The following is a 2,515-nucleotide window of genomic DNA, read 5'->3' on the forward strand; positions in this document are numbered from 1 at the left end:
CCGGGTCGCCGGGTGCCAGCAGGGCCGCCTGTGCGCAGGCCTCCCGTGCCTCCTCCATGATGATCCGGAAGTCGTCCGTCCCGGGGGTCGCCGTCCACGCGGAGTTCCTGGTGCAGCAGGCCTGGCGGACGGCGACCCCCGGGACGGACGACTTCCGGATCATCATGGAGGAGGCACGGGAGGCCTGCGCACAGGCGGCCCTGCTGGCCCCCGGCGACCCGGTGCCGTACGTCATAGAGCTGTCCATCGCGCGCGGACTGGCCTATGCGCAAGCCGAGTTCGACCAGCTCTGGCTGAAGATCCTCGACCGTGCGCCGCAGCACATGGGCGCGCACCTGGCCGCGCTGCACTACTGGTGCGAGAAGTGGCACGGCTCCCGTGAGCAGGCGTACTCCTTCGCCGAGGCCGCCGCCGCCCGCGCCCCGGAGGGCTCGCTGCTCGCGGCGCTGCCGCTGTTCGCGGTGTTCGAGCACCTCCCGGAGGTCAACCTGGTCGCGAGCTTCTACCAGAGCGAGGTCGTCACCAGAGCGATCCACGGCGCGCTGCACGCGGTCCACGCGGCCCGCCCCGACGACCCGACGCTGCCGCACGTCCGGCATCTGCTGCTCTTCTTCCTGGTCCGTGCCGAGCGCTGGGCGGAGGCCATGCAGCAGCTGATACACATCGACGGCCACGTCGGGGCGCTGCCGTGGACCCTGTACGCCGACCCGGCCGCCGAGTTCGCCGTGGCCCGCGCGCTGGCGGTGGCCGGTTACGAGGCCAACGGCGGCAGCCCGGCCGGCCTCCCCGGCTGACCGACGGCCCGGCGGCCCGGCCTGCCGCAGGGCTCCCCCGGGTGCCCTGCGATCCACTCGCATTGCCCTTCTGACCTGGGGTAGGGCATACTCCGCTTCCCCCCACACCGCATCACCGGCACCACCAGCAATCGTCAGCACCACCCTGTACCGACCGGCCCGCCGCCGGTCCGGTGTTCCGTCATGTCCCTTTTCTGAGGTCCTGTGGGGGGATCTGCCCGATGGGCGCAACTCTGCGCGCGCTGCGCGCTCTCGTCCTGCTGCTCGGCTTCTATCTGCTGAGTCTCGTCCTGCTCGCCGCGCTGATCGGCATCGACGTCCTCGTGTTCAGCTGGGGTCACGGCCCCCTCGCGGCGAAGATCGGCTTCGTCACGGTCCTGCTGGCCATCCCCGTCGTCCGCGGCATGTTCATGCTGCGCACGCCCAAGGGGGAGGACGGCCCCGGCATCCCGGTCACCGAGGCCGACGAGCCCCGGCTGTGGGCGCTGGTCCGGGAACTCGCCGCGGCGGCCGGCACCCGCGCCCCCGACCGGATCCTGCTCACCGGCGAGGTCAACGCGGCCGTCAGCGAGGAACCGCGGCTGCTCGGCCTGCTCCCCGGCCCGCGCCGGCTCTACCTCGGCGTCCCGCTGCTGACCGGCCTGACCGAGGCCCAGCTGCGCTCCGTGCTGGCGCACGAGTTCGGGCACTTCACCGGCGGTGACACCCGGCTGTCGGCGCTCGTCGTGCGCGGGCGCGTGCAGATCGGCCGGGTCATCGGCCAGTTCCACGCGAAGGCCGACGACAAGGTGGCCGCCGACCGGGCCCGGCAGGAGAAGAAGTCCGCCAAGCGGGTCGCGAAGGGCAAGAAGGCCAAGGAGATCGACACGACCGGCGTCGGGGCGACGTACCGGACGATGGCGAAGATCTACACCGCGTACGGCAAGTTCTACCTGCGCGCCTCCCTCTCCACGGCGCGCGGCCAGGAGTACGCCGCCGACCTGGCCGCGGCCCGGATCGCCGGACGCGACGCGACCGCGTCGGCGCTGCGCGAGATCCCGGTGCTGTCCGCCTCCCACGACTTCTACCTGGAGTCGTACGCCACCCTGGGCCTGGAGGCCCGGCTGCTGCCGCCGCGCGGTGAGTTCTTCGGCGGCTTCGGCAAGCTGCTGACGGCCCGCGAACTGGAGCTGGTCGACCTCCGCTCGGAGCTGCCGGAGGAGCCGGCCGGGCAGTACGACTCCCACCCGCCGATCGCCGACCGCGTACGCCGGATCGAGGCGCTGCCCGCCGACGGCCGGGCCGAGGAGGGCAAGGGGGCGGCGCTGGCCCTGCTGGCCGACCCGGCGCGCACGCTGGCCGCCCTGGAGGACGCCGTCCTCGCCGACGAGCTGCTCCGCTACCCGCGCGCGGCCGGCTGGGAGGAGCTGCTGGACGCCTCGATGGCCGCGGGCCTGGCGACCGCGCAGACCCCGCTGCACCGGGCGCTGACCGGGTACACCGGGCAGCCGGCCACGCTGTCCGCGCTGCTGGACGTCATCGACGACGGCCGACTGTGGCGGCTGGCGGAGCAGCTGCCGCTGTCGGAGGAGGCCGCCGCCGCGAAGGGGCGGGCGTTCCGCGAGTTCGTACGGCCGGCGCTGCGCCGTTCGCTGCGCACCATGGTGCTGGCCGAGTTCAGCTCCCGTTCGCTGCTGCACTGGGAGTTCTCCTGGTCCCGCCCGGCGTCGGTGCGGCTGCCC

The 2,515-nt window shown here is 73.5% G+C and carries 1 protein-coding gene and 1 pseudogene; both read left to right on the plus strand.

Features of this window, described 5'->3' with window-relative positions:
* Window positions 1-794: pseudogene (locus tag CCN44_RS32665) on the plus strand (hypothetical protein); the annotation flags it as partial.
* A 221-nt stretch (window positions 795-1,015) separates the two neighbouring features.
* Window positions 1,016-2,515, plus strand: a 1,500-nt coding sequence (locus tag CCN44_RS32670) for a M48 family metallopeptidase (protein ID WP_086701786.1), incomplete at its 3' end; no start/stop codon positions are given.

Source organism: Streptomyces tricolor (assembly GCF_002155905.1).
GTDB classification, from domain to species: Bacteria; Actinomycetota; Actinomycetes; order Streptomycetales; family Streptomycetaceae; genus Streptomyces; species Streptomyces tricolor.